Annotated in this window: 16 protein-coding genes; 15 read left to right on the forward strand and 1 reads right to left on the reverse strand. The window is 61.6% G+C overall.

Annotation, left to right across the window (positions count from 1 at the left end; all coding sequences use genetic code 11):
- Positions 1-66 precede the first annotated feature (66 nt).
- The 8 genes from nadC (at position 67) to LPW11_RS18335 (ending at position 9,050) form a co-directional block, all read left to right on the forward strand.
- Positions 67-897 (forward strand): carboxylating nicotinate-nucleotide diphosphorylase, encoded by an 831-nt coding sequence (gene nadC, locus LPW11_RS18300; RefSeq protein WP_230995312.1) that lies wholly within the window; start codon positions 67-69, stop codon positions 895-897.
- A complete protein-coding gene (locus tag LPW11_RS18305) occupies positions 894-1,883 on the forward strand; it encodes a biotin--[acetyl-CoA-carboxylase] ligase (protein WP_230995313.1) in 990 nt (329 codons plus the stop codon). The genes nadC and LPW11_RS18305 overlap by 4 nt, the downstream gene beginning before the upstream one ends.
- A 139-nt stretch (positions 1,884-2,022) precedes the next feature.
- Complete coding sequence (locus tag LPW11_RS18310) at positions 2,023-2,787, forward strand: type III pantothenate kinase (RefSeq protein WP_230995314.1); 765 nt, start codon at positions 2,023-2,025, stop codon at positions 2,785-2,787.
- A gap of 170 nt (positions 2,788-2,957) precedes the next feature.
- Positions 2,958-5,057: an elongation factor G gene (gene fusA, locus LPW11_RS18315; protein ID WP_230995315.1), complete on the forward strand. Its 2,100-nt coding sequence runs from the start codon at positions 2,958-2,960 to the stop codon at positions 5,055-5,057.
- A 255-nt stretch (positions 5,058-5,312) separates the two neighbouring features.
- Positions 5,313-6,521 carry an SPOR domain-containing protein gene (locus tag LPW11_RS18320; RefSeq protein ID WP_230995316.1) on the forward strand — a complete coding sequence of 403 codons (1,209 nt, stop codon included), beginning with the start codon at positions 5,313-5,315 and terminating at the stop codon, positions 6,519-6,521.
- Positions 6,522-6,534: 13 nt separating this feature from the next.
- The gene (locus tag LPW11_RS18325) at positions 6,535-7,407 is read left to right on the forward strand and encodes a hypothetical protein (protein ID WP_230995317.1); all 873 of its coding nucleotides are present in this window, start codon (positions 6,535-6,537) and stop codon (positions 7,405-7,407) included.
- A 14-nt stretch (positions 7,408-7,421) separates the two neighbouring features.
- Positions 7,422-8,360 (forward strand): GTP-binding protein, encoded by a 939-nt coding sequence (locus tag LPW11_RS18330; protein ID WP_230995318.1) that lies wholly within the window; start codon positions 7,422-7,424, stop codon positions 8,358-8,360.
- Positions 8,361-8,363: 3 nt separating this feature from the next.
- Positions 8,364-9,050, forward strand: a complete 687-nt coding sequence (locus tag LPW11_RS18335; RefSeq protein ID WP_331001578.1) for an MgtC/SapB family protein — start codon at positions 8,364-8,366, stop codon at positions 9,048-9,050.
- On the opposite strand, the gene LPW11_RS18340 is transcribed toward LPW11_RS18335, so the two are convergent.
- A complete protein-coding gene (locus LPW11_RS18340) occupies positions 8,977-9,903 on the reverse strand; it encodes a PHP domain-containing protein (protein ID WP_230995319.1) in 927 nt (308 codons plus the stop codon). The two genes, LPW11_RS18335 and LPW11_RS18340, sit on opposite strands and share 74 nt — an antisense overlap.
- Positions 9,904-10,156: 253 nt before the next feature.
- Here LPW11_RS18340 and LPW11_RS18345 point away from each other — a divergent pair, with 253 nt between their 5' ends.
- The 7 genes from LPW11_RS18345 (at position 10,157) to LPW11_RS18375 (ending at position 15,922) form a co-directional block, all read left to right on the forward strand.
- A complete protein-coding gene (locus LPW11_RS18345; RefSeq protein ID WP_230995320.1) occupies positions 10,157-10,387 on the forward strand; it encodes a hypothetical protein in 231 nt (76 codons plus the stop codon).
- Positions 10,384-11,040 carry an endonuclease III domain-containing protein gene (locus LPW11_RS18350; RefSeq protein WP_230995321.1) on the forward strand — a complete coding sequence of 219 codons (657 nt, stop codon included), beginning with the start codon at positions 10,384-10,386 and terminating at the stop codon, positions 11,038-11,040. The genes LPW11_RS18345 and LPW11_RS18350 overlap by 4 nt, the downstream gene beginning before the upstream one ends.
- A gap of 763 nt (positions 11,041-11,803) precedes the next feature.
- On the forward strand, positions 11,804-12,676 hold the full coding sequence (locus tag LPW11_RS18355; RefSeq protein ID WP_230995322.1) for an NAD(P)-dependent oxidoreductase: 873 nt from the start codon (positions 11,804-11,806) through the stop codon (positions 12,674-12,676).
- Positions 12,677-12,984: 308 nt separating this feature from the next.
- Positions 12,985-13,455, forward strand: a complete 471-nt coding sequence (locus LPW11_RS18360) for a CYTH domain-containing protein (protein WP_230995323.1) — start codon at positions 12,985-12,987, stop codon at positions 13,453-13,455.
- Positions 13,456-13,480: 25 nt separating this feature from the next.
- Complete coding sequence (gene pap, locus LPW11_RS18365) at positions 13,481-14,968, forward strand: polyphosphate:AMP phosphotransferase (RefSeq protein WP_230995324.1); 1,488 nt, start codon at positions 13,481-13,483, stop codon at positions 14,966-14,968.
- Positions 14,969-15,023: 55 nt separating this feature from the next.
- Entirely contained in the window at positions 15,024-15,539 is a 516-nt protein-coding gene (locus LPW11_RS18370; protein ID WP_230995325.1) for a DUF1456 family protein, read from the forward strand.
- Between the two features lie 17 nt (positions 15,540-15,556).
- Entirely contained in the window at positions 15,557-15,922 is a 366-nt protein-coding gene (locus LPW11_RS18375; protein WP_230995326.1) for a hypothetical protein, read from the forward strand.
- The last annotated feature ends 529 nt before the right edge of the window (positions 15,923-16,451 follow it).

Raw genomic sequence — 16,451 nt, forward strand, 5'->3', positions numbered from 1 at the left:
AATAGCGGTTGCGGGGTATGTTAACCTGTGCTATAAAAAAAGCCTCTTTACAACGAGGAGTAATAGATGCAGGGACTTGACCGTATTATTGAGAATGCGCTCGCCGAGGACATTCACACTGGCGACATTACCACACTTGCCGTGCTTTCCGCGCCGCGCACCATGCGTGCCCGCCTCATCGCGAAGGAGCCGATGGTCCTTGCCGGGATAGCGGTTGCGCGTCGCGTTTTCGAGCTCGTCGATCCCTCCCTTTCGTTCCAGGCGCATTTTTCCGACGGCGAAAAGCTCGCCAAGGGCGACCTGATAGCTGAAGTAACCGGCGACGCCGCATCCCTCCTGCAGGGGGAGCGGGTGAGCCTCAACCTCATGCAGCGCATGTGCGGCATCGCCACCCAGACCGCGCAGTACGTGCAGGAGCTCGACGGTACCTCGGCGCGCGTCGTGGACACCAGGAAGACCACCCCGGGGCTCAGGGTGCTGGAGAAGTACGCGGTGCGCGTCGGCGGCGGCACGAACCACCGCACCGGGCTCTACGACGGAGTTCTCATCAAGGAAAATCACATCGCGGCAGCGGGGGGGATCGCCAATGCGGTGCGCATGGCCCGCGCCTACATCCCGCACACCCTGAAGATAGAGGTGGAGACGGAGACGCTGGACGATGTAAAGCAGGCGCTGGAGGCGGGCGCCGACATCATCATGCTCGACAACATGACCAATGACGAGATGCGCGAGGCGGTGCAACTTATCGCCGGGAGGGCGCTGGTGGAGGCTTCCGGCGGCGTGAACCTCCAGACCATCAGGGGGATCGCCCAGACCGGTGTGGACATCATCTCCGTCGGGGCTCTGACCCACTCGGTCCGCGCGATGGATATCTCCATGCTGATGGAGGAGTATTGAGCAGAGCAGGGGTGGACGAGAGGATACTGCACTTTTTGCGCGAGACCGAGGGATTCCTTTCCGGTGAAGAGTTGAGCGCGCGTCTTGGGGTATCCCGTACCGCCATCTGGAAGCACATCAAGGGGCTGCGCCTGAAGGGGTACCGGATAAACGCGGTCCCCGCGAAGGGGTACTCCCTTCTGTCCCCCGCCGATCTCCTCGCCCCGATGGACATAGGCTCCGGGCTCGCCACCCGCCGGGTCGGGCGTGAGATCATCTGCCTCAAGGAGATCGATTCCACCAACACCCACGCCTTCAGGCTCGCCGAAGAAGGGGCCGCCGAGGGGACCGTCGTGCTGGCGGATACCCAGACAGCGGGGAAGGGGAGGCTCGGGCGCACCTGGCTCTCCCCCCCCGGAGTCAATCTTTACTGCTCGGTGATACTGCGCCCACCCATTGCACCGCTTGCCGCCTGTCAGCTAACCTTTCTCTCCGTGGTTGCCGTGGCCCGGGCCGTGGAAAAGTGCACCACACTGGTCTCCGAGATCAAGTGGCCCAACGATCTCCTCGTTTCGGGAAAGAAGGTATGCGGTCTCCTGAACGAGATGAACGCGGAGACAGAGCAGGTGAACTTCGTGGTGCTGGGGATCGGGGTGAACCTGAACATGACCGCGGAGCAGTTAGGCAACGGGCTGCGCCACCCGGCGACCTCACTGATGGAAGAGGGTGGAGTCGCCGTCGACCGGGTAGCTTTCACCCGCGTTCTCCTGGAAGAGCTGGACTCCCTGTACGATCTTTTCCTCACCCAGGGGGAGAGGCCGGTGCGTGAGGAGTGGCTGGCGCGCTCGGACCTGCGGGATCGCGGAGTCACAGTTGTCATGGGGGACCGGGTCCTGCAGGGCGTGGCGCGCGGGGTGGACCAGTTCGGCGCGCTGCTGGTGGAGCGGCCGGATGGCGCCGTGGAGACGGTGCTTTCCGGGGATGTGACGCTGCAGAAGAGGGCGTAGCACCGAGATCGGACTGGTCCGACTGGTCTGACTGGTCTGACTGGTCTGACTGGTCTGACTGGTCTGACTGGTCTGACTGGTCTGACTGGTCCGCCGAAGTATATATATTGAAGCACTGCTATGTGAGGAGGGGTATCTTTTGCTGCTGGTGATCGATGTTGGCAACAGCAATATCGTGTTGGGAATCTACGACGAGAAGAGGCTTGTCCGTGACTGGCGCGTGTCCACCGACAAATCGAGGACCGCGGACGAATACGGCATCCTCTTTCACGATCTCTTTCGCCTCGCCGACATCGGTTTCGGCGATGTGAGCGATATCATCATCTCCTCCGTGGTCCCCACCCTCACCGGCGTCCTCGAAAGGCTCGCCCAGCAGTACTTCGGCATCACCCCCTACATCGTCGGACCCGGCATCAAGACAGGGATGCCGATCCATTACGACAACCCGAAGGAAGTCGGCGCCGACCGCATCGTGAACGCCATCGCGGGGTTCGAGAAACACCGCCGGGCGCTCATCATCGTCGACTTCGGCACCGCCACCACCTTTGACTACGTCAACAGGAAGGGGGAGTACTGCGGCGGCGCCATCGCCCCCGGACTCATGATCTCCATGGAGGCGCTCTTCCAGAAGGCGAGCAAGTTGCCCCGGGTTGAGATCGTGCGCCCACCGACGATCATCGCGAAGAACACGGTGAACTCCATGCAGGCCGGGATCTTCTTCGGCTACGTGGGACTGGTCGACGGCATCGTGCAGCGCATGCAGGCGGACGGCAAGGAGTCGGCAAAGGTCATCGCCACCGGCGGGCTCGCCTCCCTCATCGCGCCGGAGTCGAACACCATCGAGGAGGTCGACGAGTTCCTCACCCTCGAGGGGCTGAGGATCATCTACCAGAGGAACAAGTAGCACGCTCCGGGTGAAGTTCAAAATCTGAAACAGGGATGAGAGGAGGTTTCCGGGAAAAAATCACGCACATCACAGCACATCGTTGAAGGTCAGTCGTTGTTCTTGCTCACGTCTGTAACGGTTTGGGAAAACTCAAACCGACTCTAACTGTAATCGTTTAGGGGGGCGCTATGGGAAGGTATGAGACATCGAGGCTGAGAAACCTGGGTATTGTAGCTCACGGAGGTGCGGGAAAAACCTCGCTTGCGGAGGCGATTCTCTTCAACACCGGCATGATCGACCGCCTCGGCAGGGTCGACGACGGCACCTCGACGATGGATTTTGAACCGGAGGAGATCAAGAGAAAGATCTCCATCACCTCTTCGCTGGACCACTGCGAGTGGAAGACCTGCTCCATTCACCTCGTCGACACCCCGGGCTACGGCAACTTCATCGCCGACACCCGCGCCTGCATGAGGGCTCTCGACTGCGCCGTCGTTCTCCTCTCCGCCATCTCCGGCGTGAAGGTGCAGACCGAAGAGGTCTGGGAGTGGGCGAACGAATTCGAGGTTGCGCGCATCGCCTTCGTCAACAAGATGGACCGCGAGAGGGCGAACTTCTTGCGCGCCATAGACGACATGGAGAAGGCGCTCGGGGCCCGCGGCGTGGCGATCCAGATGCCCCTCGGATCGGAGGAGAACTTCTCCGGCGTCATCGACCTCGTGAAGATGAAGGCGTACCGTTACGAGAAGGACCTCTCGGGAAGCTTCGGCGAAACGGAAATTCCCGCGGAGTACCTTGCCGAGGCAACGCGCCTGCGTGAGCGGATGGTGGAGACGGTGGCCGAGGCGTACGACGCCCTTACCGAGAAGTTTCTGGAGACAGGGGACCTGACCGAGGAGGAGATTCTCGACGGGCTCAGAGTCGGCACGCTGCGCAACACCTTCACCCCGGTACTGTGCGGTTCCGCCACCATGAATATAGGGGTCGCGCAGCTCCTTGACGCGGTATGCGGCTATCTCCCTTCTCCGCTTGATCGCACCCCGGCGGTGGGGACGAAGCCTGGCTCCGACGAGATCCTGGAGCGCAAGCCCTCGGAGAGCGAGCCGTTCTCCGCGCAGGTCTTCAAGACGACCTCCGACCCCTACACCGGAAAGATCACCATCTTCCGCGTCTTCTCCGGCGTGCTCAACTCCGACTCGGTGGTGTACAACTCCTCCAAGGGGGTCCAGGAGCGCATCGGGCAGATCTACGAGCTCGAAGGGAAGAAGCAGCACCCGATAAAGCAGGCGGTGGCAGGGGACATCGTGGCGGTCTCGAAGCTCAAGGAGACGGTTACCGGAGACACCCTCTGCGAAGAGGGGAAGCCGATCGTCTATGAGCCCGCGAAGCTCCTGCAGCCGGTCATCTCCTACGCCATCGCGCCGAAAACGAAGGCGGACGAGGACAAGATCCACTCCGCACTCGCCCGCATCATCGAGGAAGAGCCGACCATGGAGACGCACCGCGATCCCCAGACGAAGGAGTTCATCATCTCCGGGATGGGGCAGGTGCATCTCGAAGTCATCGTGGAGAAGATGAAGCGCAAGTTCGGCGTCGACGTGATCCTGAAGACGCCGAAGGTACCGTACCTCGAAACGGTGCGCGGCTCCGCGAAGGTACAGGGGAAATACAAGAAGCAGTCGGGGGGGCGCGGCCAGTACGGAGACTGCTGGATCGAGATCACCCCGACCGGGCGCGGCGAAGGGTACCAGTTCGAGGACAAGATCGTGGGCGGCGTCATTCCGCGCCAGTACATCCCCGCTGTCGACCGCGGCATCCAGGATGCGGCAAAGGAGGGGTTCCTCGCCGGCTACCCCGTGGTCGACTTCAAGGTCGCCCTTTTCGACGGTTCGTTCCACACCGTCGACTCCTCAGAGCTTGCCTTCAAGGTCGCGGGGTCGATGGCATTCAAGAAGGCGATGGAGCAGTGCAAGCCGGTGCTCCTCGAGCCTATCATGAATATGAAGATAACGGTGCCGGACGAGAACATGGGCGACGTCATCGGCGACCTGAACTCCAGGCGCGGCAAGGTCGTGGGGGTGGAGCCGAAAGCGAACTCCCAGATCATCCGTGCCGTCGTCCCGATGTCGGAGGTGTTGACCTACTCCAACGACCTCCGCTCCATGACCAGTGACCGCGGCATGTTCTCGGCGGAGTTCTCGCACTACGAAGAGGTCCCGTCCCACCTGAGCCAGAAGATCATCACGGAGTCACAGAAGGGTGCCACGAACGGGAAGAACGGACACTAGGGAAGCACGGTTCACCTCAAAAGAAACGCACTACCCAAGGCGGCGCGTTCCCCCGAACGCGCTTTGCCTGTTTTTGCCGCAGCCAAAAAAGCCGTCCGGAAGTTCCGGCGGGGCCGCCGTCTGTGCTGATACGGGCGCAGCAAATTCCGCTGTAAAGTGCTAACATCACACGTTTGAAAGCTGCAGATGCACCGCGTGGTTCCGGCGGCCAGGCAGTAAGTATCACTTAAGGAAACGCAAGGGAGGAAGTTGTCGATGGCGAAGTCATTTTTTTCGGGTCGTGATGGGCAGGGTGCAGAAAAGAAGAGCTCCAAGCAGTTGCTGGTCCTCTTGCTGCTCATCCTCGCCTTCGTCTACCTCTACTTCTTTACCGGGCTTATAAAGCCTCGTCAGGAGGCAGCCGCCCCGGAGCAGGCACCGGCGCCGACTTCGACAGTGCAGGTGAAGAGACCGCTTCCTCCGCGCCCTGCGCAGACGGCGGCTGTGCCCGCGCCCGCCCAGGTTGCCCAGGCGGGACATCCCGCTCCCGCCGCAGCGCCTGCCGCGGACCAGGGTGCGAAGCCGCAACCGCAAGGGGCCGCGGCGCCCGCGGCCAAGCCTGGGCAGCCTGGCGCTCCTGCTCACGGCGCGAGACCGGCTCCTGCACCAGCCGCCGCCGCAAAGCCCGCCCCTGCCGCACCCGCTGCTGCCAAACCTGCCGCACCGGCCGCTGCGAAACCCGCCCAGCAGGCGGCGAAGCCGGCCCCCGCGAAACCCGCTCCGGCACCGGCTCCGGCCAAAGGTGCCGCAGTCGCCAAGGCGCCGATCCCTGCCAAACCCGCCGCCAAGCCCGCGCAACAGGCGCAGACGGCAGCTGCACAGCCAAACGGCTCCAAGGGTGCCGCAGCAGCCAAAGGCGCCAAGGAAGGGAAACCCGCCCAGACTGCAGCGCCCCAGGGCGCCAAAGGGAAGGAGGCAGCGCCTGAAGGTACCGCAGGGGGCGCCAAGGCAGCCGCGACTCCCGCACGTGCCGCCTACGCCGTGGAGATCGGCGACCTCCCTGAGAGTGAGGTCGACAACGTGGTGGCAAAGGTGAAAAAGGCCGGCATTCCGAAGGTGGTAAAGACGAAGGTGAAGAAGGGGGAGACGATGCACCGCCTCTTCCTTGCCGACTTTGCCGACCACGACGAGGCAAAGGAGCAGCTCGATCGTCTAAAGACTGTGGCGCCGAGCGCTTTCATCCTCCCCGAGAACGGGCGTTATGCCGTCTACGCAGGTTCGTACCTGCGCGAGAAGAAGGCCACTCTCGAGCAGAACCGTCTTTTCGACATGGGGATAAAGCTCCTCATGAAGAGTGCGAATACCCCTGTGTCGGTCACCAAGGTGCGCGCCGGCGCCTTCCCGGACCGCGTCTCTGCCGAAAAGGCTGCTCGCACATTGAAGACGAACGGTATAGCAGGGCAGGTCGTTAAGGCCCAGCAGTAGCGAACGGAGCGTCGTGAGCACAGCGAAGACTTTCACCATTTCCGCGGCAGCCGCTCCCTACGTCGGGGCGGCTGCTTCCAGGGATGCGAAGCTGCAGGCGGCCGCCGGGGCGGTGCAACTGCCCGAGACGGATCTTGTGCTGCTGGTATACTACCTCTGCCACGACCCGGACCCGGAGGTGAAGGCACGGGCGATGGGGACGCTGAAGGGACTCGACCTCCCGGTACTCACCCGGCTTCTCTCCAACCCCGAGTTGCACCCGCGGCTCGTCGACGCGCTCGCCCGGCTCCATTACGGAAAGCCGGAGCTCGCCGGACTCTTCCGGGAACATCCGCATCTCGGCGAGCAGACCGCTACCTTTCTCGTCCAGCAGGGGGTGTTTTCGCTGGCACTTCCCGAGCTCCCCGATGGTGAGGGCGCGTCTCCGATTGAAGAAGAGGATGACGGCGAGGTCGACGAGGAGAGCGAGGAGTTCCGCTCCAAGTACCAGCTCTCCCAGGACATGAAGGTCTCGGAAAAGATCAAGATGGCGCTCACCGGCGACAAGGAGTGGCGCAGCATCCTCATCAAGGACTCCAACAAGCTCGTCTCTGCGGCAGTCGTCAAAAACCCGCGCCTGACGGAGTCGGAGGTACTCGCCGTAGCGAAGTCGGCGGTACAAAACGACGAGATCATGCGCGTCATCTGCGCCAACAAGGAGTGGGTGAAGAATTATCAGATCAGACGGGCGCTGGCGTGGAACCACAAGACGCCGCTGCAGACGGCGCTGCGCTTCGTGGCGACCCTCTCGGAAAAGGACCTTGCCGCGGTGGCAAAGAGCAAGAACGTCTCCACCGTGGTCGCCACGCAGGCCCGCAGGATTCTCTTGGCAAAAAAAGACAGGTAATGAAGGGGGCTTAGATGGCTCTGGTAAATCAGGCAAAACGTGAAATCAACGCAAAGGTGGTGTACTTCGGACCGGGGCTCTCCGGGAAGGGCACCAGCCTGCGCCACATATTCGGGAAGCTGAAACCGGAGTTTCGCGGCGCTATGAAGGGGATGCAGGTGAAGGACGCCCGTATGCTCTTCTTCGACTTCACCCCCCCGGGGGACAGCAACGTGCACGGGTTTCGCGTCCGCTTCCATCTGTACACCATTTCCGGAGAGACGATCGACGCCGCCGCGTGGAAGATGGTTCTGAAGGGGGCCGACGGTATCGTCTTCGTCGCCGACTCCTCCATCGACCGCGTCTCCGCCAACCGCGAAAGCCTGGAGAAGCTGAACGCCCATCTCGGCGGGTACGGCACGAGCCTCGAGTCTGTGCCGACCGTCTTCCAGTACAACAAGAAGGATCTCCCCGATGCGCTTCCGGCCGCCGACCTGAACCGGATGCTGAACGCTTCCGGCATGCCCAGTTTCGAGGCGTCGAGCCAGGAGGGGGAAGGGGTGATCCAGCCCCTCCTCGCGCTGGTGAAGTCGGTGCTGCTCGATCTGCGCCGCAAGGGGCTGGAGGGGATCGTCGGGCCGGAGAGCATGAAGGAGGTTGTAGAGACTCCGGTCGAGGAGCCTGTGGCACCGGTAGAGGAGCCTCAGGCTCCGGCAGCGCAGGAAGAGCCTCACATGCCGCACTACGAGGAGCACCCGGTGGCGGCGCCTGACATACCCCTTTATCCGGAAGTGAAGGCGCCGGAGGTGAAGGCGCCAGAGTCGCATGTCGCAGCGGAAGAGGAGGGCGGGCTGTCGCTCGAGCTTTCCGGAGCCGCGGAGCTCAGCCAGGGGCTTTTGCGTCTGCCGCTGGTAATCCGCTCCGGATCCCGCTCGAAGACGGTGACGCTGCAGCTGAGCATTCAGGAGGAGTAGGTCGTGGATTCGGTTGACCTGGATCTGGTCATGGCGGGGCGCTTGCTTCTCTCCTCCTTCCTCGGTGGGATCATCGGGCTGGAGAGGGAGATCCACGGCCGCCCCGCGGGGTTTCGCACGCACCTTCTGGTCTCGCTCGGCTCCTGCCTTTTTGTAGCAAGCTCCATCGAGTTTTACACCATTTTCGGAAACTTCTCCGGCAAGGTCCCGGTCGGTGTGGACCCTGCACGCGTCGCCGCCCAGGTGGTGACCGGCATCGGTTTTCTCGGTGCGGGAGCGATCATCCGGGACCAGGCCGCGGTGCGTGGGCTCACCACCGCCGCCTGCCTGTGGGTTGCGGCAGGGCTCGGCGTCGCGTGCGGCATAGGGATGTACGGCCTCGCGGTCGTTGCCACCGCCGTCGCCCTGGCGAATCTCCTCCTTTTGAAGGAAGTCGAGAAGAAGTTGAGCCGCGATACCTACATCAGCGTGAGGGTTGTAGGGGAGGATACCCCGAGCTTCATCTCGAGGGTGGAGGCTGTTTTGGCGGGTTCAAACCTGACGGCGCTGCAGCTTCGGTTCGATCGGGACGTGGAGCACCAGCGTATCGGCGTCGATTTTCAGGTGAAGCAGATTTCTAAGGACACTCCCGCCGATCTCCTGCACGGCCTCGGCGCGCTGGAGGGGGTGAAGAGGGTGCGCCTGGAATAAGGCGCCCTTCGTGCAGCCCCTTCAGCAGGGCGACACTCTCATATCCCACCTGCAGCTCACCCCTTCCGATCCCCATGGCAACACCTTCCTCGATACCGTGAAAGTCGGACCCTCCGGTGCAGATAAGCCCCCGTTTTTCCGCGACTGCCGAGAGAAAGGCGCTGTCGTTTGCCGTGGCGCCGTTGTGCCAGCTTTCGATCCCGTCGAGTCCGAGCGGAACGAGGGAATCTATTATGGAAACGAGCTCGCAGTGCTCCTTCGTGATGTGCATGGGGTGGGCGAGCACGGCCGCGCCGTGCAGCCTCCTGATGAGGTCGATCGCCTCGGCTATGGGGAAGTAGCGCTTCGGCACGTCGCAGGGAATGAGGTAGCGTACGAACGCCTCCTGCATGTCCTTCACCAGACCTTGCCTGATCAGGATCTGCGCGATGTGGGGGCGCCCGAGCGACCCGCCTGCCAGCGCCGACACCGCCTCCTGCGAGATCCTCTCTCTCCCCTCGAAGCGCAGCTTTTCATTGAGCCGCTCCACGATCGCGCCGCCGCGCTTCTCCCGTTTTTCCCTGAAGGCATCGAGGGTATCGAGGAGAATGGGGTCGCGGTGGTCCAGGCAGTATCCGAGGAGATGCACGTCCCGGTACCCCTTGAACTCGACGGAGAATTCGATAGCCGGCAGCACCTCCACGCCGACCGCTATCCCTGCCGTTATAGCCTGGTCGACGCCGGCGACAGTGTCATGATCGGCAATGGCGATGGCCGTGAGACCGGCCGACTTCGCCATGGAGACAAGTTCTTGAGGGGTGCAGACGCCATCGGAGAAAGTGGAGTGAACGTGCAGGTCGACCAGTTTTTTCATGCAGTTGGCTTCCTTGTAGGCGGTTGGGGTAGGGAAGGGCGCCTGTGGGAGATAGGGTCGTGCGCGTATGCTGAAGGAGCATTTGTCCGCGGTGAGATTTCTGGAAAAAGGGCACGGATCATTATAGGGGTTTTGATATTTTGTGCAACGGCTGCCGGAAAGTATTTCAGAGTCGCTTGCGCCTTACTCCGCTGTTGCCTGCTTGCCCATCAAACTGTATAAAGAGGTAGCAGCTGAAAGGAGAGGAGGATTTATGGCAAAGAGTCCCGGAATGGCGTGGGCCTTCGTGGCGTTGGGCATCTATTTATTCGGCGGCATCGCCACCTTTGCCGGGCTCGCCTGTCTCGGTTTTGTGCGCGGGCAGGATCTATGGGGGCTCGGCAGCGGAACGAGCATCGGGATATTGCTGGTTTGCGGCGGACTCTCACTCACCATCCTCGGAGTGCTCATCATGCGCATCTGCCGCAACAGGGGGCTTCGTTGAAGGGGGAGCAGATCCACGAGGCGATGGCTCTCCTTGCCGGAGCCGTGACCGCCTGGGTGACACCCGCGGTCACCATCGTCTCGCAGCGCAGCGGTGACCCTTTCAAGGTGCTGGTCTCCTGCATCCTCTCCTTGCGCACCAAGGACAAGACGACAGGAGAAGCTTCGGACCGTCTCTTTCGCCTTGCCGACACCCCCGAGCAGATGGCGCTTCTTTCCGTTGAAGAGATTGAGCAGGCGATCTATCCCGTCGGCTTCTACCGCAACAAGGCAGGGCAGATCAAGGAGATCTCCCGCGAGCTGGTGGAGAAGTACGGCTCGAGGGTTCCGGAGGAGATCGACGAGCTTCTGAAATTTAAAGGGGTAGGGAGAAAGACAGCAAATCTCGTGGTGACCTTGGGGTATGGGAAGCCCGGGATCTGTGTCGATATCCACGTGCACAGAATCTGCAACAGGTGGGGGTATGTCGTCACCAACTCCCCGGATGAAACGGAGCAGGTATTGCGGCGCGAACTGCCGCGCCAGTACTGGCTCACCATCAACGACCTGCTGGTGACCTTCGGGCAGAACCAGTGCCTTCCTGTTTCCCCTCTTTGCTCCACCTGTCCCCTCTTCCACCTGTGCGACCGGGTAGGGGTGCAGAAATCGCGGTAGTTGTGCCAAGGAGCGCAGGTGTCTTGCCTGCGATGGCGGCGCAGCCGCCACCAGGTTTTGCGCGGCCGGCGCCGCGGGACAGGCTGGGAAGCCTATCCTCCAGCGTGGCTTCAGCGTTTGCCCCGAAGACCACGTTCTCTCCTTGAGCCACCGGAGGGGGCCCTCGCGCTGGAGCGTAGGCATCCTTGCCTGCGATGGCGGCGCAGCCGCCACCAGGTTTTGCGCGGCCGGCGCCGCGGGACAGGCTGGGAAGCCTATCCTCCAGCGTAGCTTCAGCGTTTGCCCCGAAGACCACGTTCTCTCCTTGAGCCACGGGAAGGGGCCCTCGCGCTGGAGCGTAGGCATCCTTGCCTGCGATGGCGGCGCAGCCGCCACCAGGCTCTGCGCGGCCGGCGCCGCGGGACAGGCTGGGAAGCCTATCCTCCAGCGTGGCTTCAGCGTTTGCCCCGAAGACCACGTTCTCTCCTTGAGCCACGGGAAGGGGCCCTCGCGCTGGAGCGTAGGCATCCTTGCCTGCGATGGCGGCGCAGCCGCCACCGGGCTCTGCGCGGCCGGCGCCGCGGGACAGGCTGTGAAGCCTATCCTCCAGCGTGGCTGCAACATTCTGCCCCTGAAGATCAATTTCCTATTTCAGCAACTCCGCTCCTCCCAGAGACAAGTCTTGCCACTTCACATTGTTCCGGTATAATGTGACCCGCCTGGCATCCCCGTTAATTTATCCGTCCGCCAGCCGTGCTATTAACTTGCCATTTAGGAGGGTCGTATGATCAAGAAGATCGGCTTCGTTGGGTTGGGGACGGTGGGGCGGCACATGGCGGCCAATCTCACCAAATCGGATTATGATCTCACCGTGTACGACCCGGATGCGGAGGCCGTCGCGGACCTCGTGAAGCGTGGGGCGACGGCTGGTGTATCTCCCTTCCACACCGCCAAGGGGCAGGACATGGTGATCGTGATCCTCCCCGAATGCCTCGGCGGCGTGGACTCCCTCATTTTCGGCGAGGGCGGCGTCCTCCAGGGGATCGACCCTGGAACCATCTTCGTCGATATGGGGACCCACTCCCTTGATACGACGAAGAAACTTGCCGAAGCCGCCATTGAACGGCGCGTCATGTTCCTCGAGGCACCGGTGTGGGGCACCAAGGAGCATGCTGCAAACGGACTCCTCACCATCGTCGCCAGCGGGGATGCCTCACTCCTCGGCCGCTGCCGTGAAACGTTCTCCTATTTCGGCCTCAATATCATCCATATAGGCGGCAACGTCGGTGATGCCACCCGCATGAAGTTCGTCGTGAACATGGTGCAGGCAGAACTGATACAGGCCCTCTCCGAGGGGATCATCTTCGGCGAGAAGATGGGGTTCAAGGCGGACAAGATCCTGGAGGTGCTCGATTCCGGCGGGGTGGCGTGTCCTCTTTTCCATTCCAAGGGGCGCAGCATCGCCAGGGGGGATTTCTCCAGGAACCTCGCGCTCAAATACGTGCACGACCAGCTCAAGCAGGTCATCGAGACGGCACGCGCGGTCGATCTCGACCTGCCCGCTGCAGAGACGGTGTGCAGGCAGTATCAGCAGGCTGTGCTGGACGGCCGCGGAGAAGAGGATTACTCCGCGGTGGTAAAGGTCCTCCGGAGATAGCTGCGCGGCCACTCCGACGAATCGACCGATATCAACAGCAACAAAGAAAAGGGGCGTCCTGCACTGGGGCGCCCTCTTTTTGTCCGGCGGCGAGCACTCTCCACAAGATGCCGCTCTCACACTCAGGTGAGATTATATGTCACAATAGATTCACTTCTCCTGCACCGTGCTATGTCATCTCCTTTTGCAAAGCGATGTTCAGGCGCGGGAGCGATGGCATAATTTCAAAGAGAGAAAAAAAGATTTCATTTGTGCATTGTGTTGCCGACTATATAAGAGGTGCTCAGGGTGTCTGAGGGAGAACCGTGATGCCGAAGGAAATCGAACGGAAGTTTCTGGTGAAAGACGACAGCTGGCGCGCCCTCGCCGGGGAGGGGAAAGCTTACCGGCAGGGATACCTCTCCCTCGACAAGGAGCGCATCGTTCGGGTCAGGGTTGTGGGAGAGATGGCGGTCATCACCATCAAGGGGGCGCGACACGGGAACACCGCTCTCGAGTACGAGTACCCGCTCCCTCTTTTCGACGCCGAGGAGATGCTGCAGAATCTGTGTGTTCCCCCTCTCATCGAGAAGGTGCGTTACGAGGTGATGCACAGCGGGTTGAAGTGGGAAGTCGATGTGTTTTCCGGGGAGAACGCAGGCCTTATCGTGGCGGAGGTTGAGCTGGAGGATGCCGGACAGCACGTGGAGCTTCCCCCCTGGGCAGGGGACGAGGTGAGCGACGACAGGCGCTATGCCAATGCGAGCCTGGTGCTGCACCCATACAGCAAGTGGCAGTGATCCCGTTGTCCCAGGAGGCGCGCCCGTGTTCGAATCCGCAGAGCTCGGCCACAAGATTGACGAAGCGGCGTACAAGCGGGAAGTCCCGGCACTGAGACGGGAGCTCCTTGATGCGCAGTACGAGCTTCTCGAGTCCCGCAAGTTCCCGGTGCTCATTCTCATCGCCGGCGTCGACTGCGCCGGGAAGGGGGAGACGGTAAATCTCCTCAACGAGTGGATGGATCCCCGCCACATCGAGACGCACGCGCTGCGAGACCTCACGGACGAAGAGCGGGAGCTCCCGCCGCTGTGGCGCTACTGGCGGGCGCTCCCCCCGAAGGGGAAGATCGCTATCTTCATCGGCACCTGGTACTCCGCACCCCTGGTGGAAAACGTGTACGGGCAGATAAAGAACGCGGAGCTCGACCAGCGCCTGGAGCGGATCGTGCGCTTTGAAAAGGAGTTGAGCGACGAAGGTGGTCTGATTCTCAAGTTCTGGCTGCATCTTTCCGATAAACAGCAGAAAATACGGCTGAAGGAGCTGGAGAAGGACCCGCGCACCAGGTGGCGCGTCACCGAGACGGACTGGGAGCACTACAAGCTCTATGACAAGTTTCACCAGGTCTCCGAGCGGATGCTGCGCAGTACCAGCACCGCGAGCTCTCCCTGGATCATCGTGGAAGGGAGCGATCCCCGCTACCGCAGTCTGGCCATAGCAAAGACGATCCAGCAGGCGCTGCGCCAGCGGCTCGACGCACAAAACGGCAAGCCGGCGCACGATTACTTTCCGCCGGTCACCACCGCGATTGACGGGCTGTGCATCATCGGCGCGCTCGATCTTACGAAGTCGCTCCCGAAGGCACGCTACGAGGACGAGCTGGCAAAGTGGCAGGGGACGCTTAATCTTCTTTCCCGCCACCCCGATTTCAACAAGATCTCAGTGGTGGCGGTCTTTGAGGGGAACGATGCGGCAGGGAAGGGGGGAGCGATCCGGCGCGTCACGCAGGCGCTCGACGCCCGGCAGTATCGGGTCGTCCCAATATCCTCACCGACGGAAGAGGAGAGCCTGCAGCCGTACCTGTGGCGCTTCTGGCGCAAGCTTCCCCGCCGAGGGCGTTTCGCCGTCTTTGACCGCTCCTGGTACGGCAGGGTCCTTGTGGAGCGGGTCGAGCACCTTGCCTCCGACGCGGACTGGACGCGCGCCTACAGCGAGATCAACGACTTTGAGGAGCAGTTGGTGCGCCACCACATGATCGTGGTGAAGTTCTGGCTGGCGATCAGCAAGGATGAGCAGCTGCGCCGGTTCGAAGAGCGCGAGAAGGTCGAGTTCAAGCGGTTCAAGATCACGCAGGATGACTGGCGCAACCGCGAGAAGTGGGACGAGTACAAGACGGCTGTCTGCGAAATGGTGGACCGCACCAGTACGGAAATAGCGCCGTGGGTTCTTGTAGAGGCAAACGACAAGTACTACGCGCGTATCAAGGTGCTGAAGACCCTTTGCCGCCGCATCGAAAGCGCGCTGCAGGCGCTTTAGCGCTCAATAGGCAGAGGAGCGGGCGTAAGGTAGAGGTCCAAGAAAGGAGACGAAGTTGAACTGCAACGACGTAATACGAAGAGTGCGCTACGCACTGAGTCTGAACAACACGGCAATGGTGGAGATTTTCCGGCTGGTGGGCCACAGTGTGAAGCAGTCCGAAATCACTTCTTATCTCAGAAAAGAGGGGGAGGAAGGTTACCAGGAGTGCAGCGAACAGACACTGTGTCTCTTTCTCGACGGCCTGATACTGAAAAAGCGCGGCGCCCAGAGCGCTACAAAGGGAGATCCGCCGGGAAGTGCGATCCCTCTTTCAAACAATGCCATTCTGAAGAAAATAAGAGTTGCGCTTCAGCTGAAGGATGGTGATATTATGGACGTCCTGAGGCTCGCCCAGGTGAAGCTCTCAAAATCGGAAGTCAACGCCTTCTTTCGCGCAGAGGGGCATGAAAACTACAAGCCGTGCGGCGACCAGGTGTTGAGGAACTTCCTGAAAGGGCTCACCATCCGGTATCGGCAGGAGCCGTCCCAGACGAAGAACCCCGAAAACGGGGAGGGGCAGGCGTCGTAGGCGAAGGACCGGAGAAAATGCAGGTGGATCGTGACGAGCAGGACGGGGTGCCGCAGGAGACGGTGGAAGATTGGGGTCCGGGGCTTCAGAAGGTAAGAAAGCGGCGCCTCCTCTTGTGGATACTCATAGCGGTGTACATGCCGCTCATGTGGATCGCACAGCGGCTAACTCACAGTTTCTGGGATGCTCTTCCTGTCTTCTGGGTGTGGTTCGCGCTCCTCATCGTGATAATGACCTACTCAGCCCTCGCGAGATGCCCCCGCTGCGGCAACTATTTCCACATGAACGGCATGTCCCTCCTCTATCTCCGGAAGTGCCTCCATTGCCAGCTCCACGTCTGCGCGGACAAGCCCGGCAAAAAAACCTCTCCAGCAGCAAGCTGATCCCTCTCACTTGGCTCTTCGGAATTCTGGGGAGCCAGGTCACTGTCCCTCAAATGGGTAGGCAGGGCTATTACCTCCCACCCTTTGCGAAAGGCTCATCCGAGAATTTCGGGGAAGCCGTAGCATGTTCCAACGAAGGGCCGCACGAGGCCTCGCGTCCCCCCCTTCGCAAAGGTTCTTCTGGGAATTCCGGGAATTCAGCCCGGTCGCTTCCCTTGACGTGAGGGGACACTAGTGGCGCCGCGCTGGAGCACAGGCTTCCCAGCCTGTACCGCGGCGCCAGCCGCGCGGTCTGTGGCGGCTGCGCCGCCATCGCAGGCAAGATGCCTACGCTCCAGCGTGGAGGCACCCGGATTCTTTGTAGCGCGTTCCCCAGAATCCCCGGAAGAACCTTCGCAAAGGGGGGAACGTTGGCCCTTTTGCAGCACTTCGTGGCAATGTACCCACGCTCCCCCGATCCCCCCCGGCCACAGACTTTCCTCTTTATACAGCCCCTTTTTGACCCCACCTTCACGACTGGTTGACACTC

The sequence above is a fragment of the Geomonas sp. RF6 genome (assembly GCF_021044625.1).
GTDB lineage: Bacteria > Desulfobacterota > Desulfuromonadia > Geobacterales > Geobacteraceae > RF6.

Excerpts from the sequence above, each read along its gene's own strand:
- LPW11_RS18355 (WP_230995322.1), top strand. The coding sequence starts at position 11,804 with ATGATCAAGAAGATCGGCTTCGTTGGGTTGGGGACGGTGGGGCGGCAC.
- LPW11_RS18375 (WP_230995326.1), top strand. The coding sequence starts at position 15,557 with ATGCAGGTGGATCGTGACGAGCAGGACGGGGTGCCGCAGGAGACGGTG.
- LPW11_RS18360 (WP_230995323.1), top strand. The coding sequence starts at position 12,985 with ATGCCGAAGGAAATCGAACGGAAGTTTCTGGTGAAAGACGACAGCTGG.
- fusA (WP_230995315.1), top strand. The coding sequence starts at position 2,958 with ATGGGAAGGTATGAGACATCGAGGCTGAGAAACCTGGGTATTGTAGCT.
- nadC (WP_230995312.1), top strand. The coding sequence starts at position 67 with ATGCAGGGACTTGACCGTATTATTGAGAATGCGCTCGCCGAGGACATT.
- LPW11_RS18340 (WP_230995319.1), bottom strand. The coding sequence starts at position 9,903 with ATGAAAAAACTGGTCGACCTGCACGTTCACTCCACTTTCTCCGATGGC.
- LPW11_RS18345 (WP_230995320.1), top strand. The coding sequence starts at position 10,157 with ATGGCAAAGAGTCCCGGAATGGCGTGGGCCTTCGTGGCGTTGGGCATC.
- LPW11_RS18330 (WP_230995318.1), top strand. The coding sequence starts at position 7,422 with ATGGCTCTGGTAAATCAGGCAAAACGTGAAATCAACGCAAAGGTGGTG.
- LPW11_RS18320 (WP_230995316.1), top strand. The coding sequence starts at position 5,313 with ATGGCGAAGTCATTTTTTTCGGGTCGTGATGGGCAGGGTGCAGAAAAG.